This is a genomic window from Kitasatospora sp. NPDC056181, assembly GCF_042266225.1.
Taxonomy (GTDB): Bacteria; Actinomycetota; Actinomycetes; order Streptomycetales; family Streptomycetaceae; genus Kitasatospora.
In genome coordinates this window covers 1-1549 of sequence record NZ_JBHJUK010000334.1, presented here as the reverse complement: position 1 = coordinate 1549, position 1549 = coordinate 1, and the positions used below count along the sequence as shown (strand labels likewise).

Below are 1549 nucleotides of genomic sequence, written 5' to 3'. Positions count from 1 at the left end.
GGGGGGGGGTTTGGGGGGGGGGGGGGGGCCGCCGGGGCGGATCGGGGTGGGCGGCGGAGGTGCGGTCCGCGGGGCCCTACTGCTCGTTGCGCTCAAGCTCCGTCAGGGTGGCTCGCAGCCAGGCGAGTTCGGTCTCGGTGGTGGCCCGCGCGATGAGCAGCATGCCGTGGCGGAACGGGTCCGCCACCTCCTCGGCGCCGAGCGGGCGCGCCCCGTCGTAGAAGAAGCTGGCCGGTTCGCTGAGGAAGGCGAGGCGGCGGCGGAGCACGGCGGCCTGGGCAGCCGGCTCGCCGTCGAGATGGCGGAGGAAGGCCAGCACGGTGAACCAGCGGTTCTCGTCGCTGATGTCGAGCTCGTCGGGTGCGCGGAGCCGGTCGAGCAGCACGGCCCGCCCCGCGTCCGTGAGGTGGAGGGTGTGACGGGGGGCGGCCGTCGTCCCCGGCTCGGTCTCGCGCACCAGCAGGCCGTCGGACTCCAGGCGCTTGATCGCCGGGTAGAGCGTGCCGTCGCTGATCGGTCGGACGTGCCCGGTGAGCGCCGCGAGGTGGCGGCGCAGCTCGTAGCCGTGCAGGGGCCGGTCATGGAGGAACCCGAGGATCGCGAGCTTCAGCATGGGGGTCACTCTCTCAAGGGGTCGTTCTCGGGCGTTCACCAACTATATCGCTACCGCTATACCTCGGGTCCGAGGTATCGTTCCCGGCATGCCGCCGCGCTGGTGCCGCGCTGCCGCGGTGCCGGCGTTTTGCCGCGCTGCGTGTGGTGCTGCGTGCGGTGCCTGTGCCGCGTCCCCCTGCATTTCGCTGCAGTGCCCCGAATCGATGAGGAGTACGACCGTGCGTCAAGCCACCGTGACCCCGAACGGCGACCGGATTCGTTGGGTGGAGTTGCCGGGTGTCGAGCCGGCCCGGTTGTTCCTGCATGGTCTGGGTGCGAGTTCGCCGGTCTACTTCGCGGCGGCGGCCGCCCATCCGTTGCTCGCCGGGCGTCGTTCGCTCCTGCTCGATCTGCTGGGGTTCGGCATCAGTGACCGGCCCGCGGACTTCCCGTACACCTTGGAGGCCCACGCCGACGCGGTCGCCGCGGCGGTGGAGGAGGCCGGACTTGCCGAGGTCGAGGTGGTCGGGCACAGCATGGGGGGCGCGGTCGCGATCGTCCTGGCCCACCGGCATCCGCGGCTCGTCGCCAAACTCCTCCTGGTCGACGCCAACCTCGACCCGATCGCGCCCGCCCGCCGTCCGGGCAGCAGCGGGATCGCCACCTTCACCGAGGAGGAGTTCCTGGCCGGCGGCCGGGAGAGGGTCGGCCGGTGGGTCGGCCCGTTCTGGTGGTCCACCATGCGGCTCGCCGGCCCCGAGGCCCTCTACCGCAGCGCGGTCAACCTCGCCCGCGGCACCAACCCGACCATGCGTGAACTCCTCCTCGGCCTGGAGGTCCCGCGGACGTTCCTCCACCCGGCGGCGGACGGTGAGCCGGCGGGTGCGGACCGGCTGCGGGAGGCGGGGGTGGAGCTGGTGGCGGTCCCGGACTGCGGGCACAACATCATGTTCGA

At 72.6% G+C, this 1549-nt stretch carries 2 protein-coding genes; one reads left to right on the top strand and one right to left on the bottom strand.

Features of this window, described 5'->3' with window-relative positions:
* Window positions 1-76 precede the first annotated feature (76 nt).
* Entirely contained in the window at window positions 77-613 is a 537-nt protein-coding gene (locus ACFC1F_RS43350) for a PadR family transcriptional regulator (RefSeq protein ID WP_376167336.1), read from the bottom strand.
* A 220-nt stretch (window positions 614-833) separates the two neighbouring features.
* Between ACFC1F_RS43350 and ACFC1F_RS43345 the strand changes: the two genes are divergently transcribed.
* Window positions 834-1549: alpha/beta fold hydrolase (locus tag ACFC1F_RS43345; protein ID WP_376167333.1), on the top strand; the 716-nt coding region annotated here is incomplete at its 3' end.

What these genes read in the sequence shown, in the direction of transcription:
- ACFC1F_RS43350 (WP_376167336.1), bottom strand. Translation starts at nt 613, where the DNA reads ATGCTGAAGCTCGCGATCCTCGGGTTCCTCCATGACCGGCCCCTGCAC.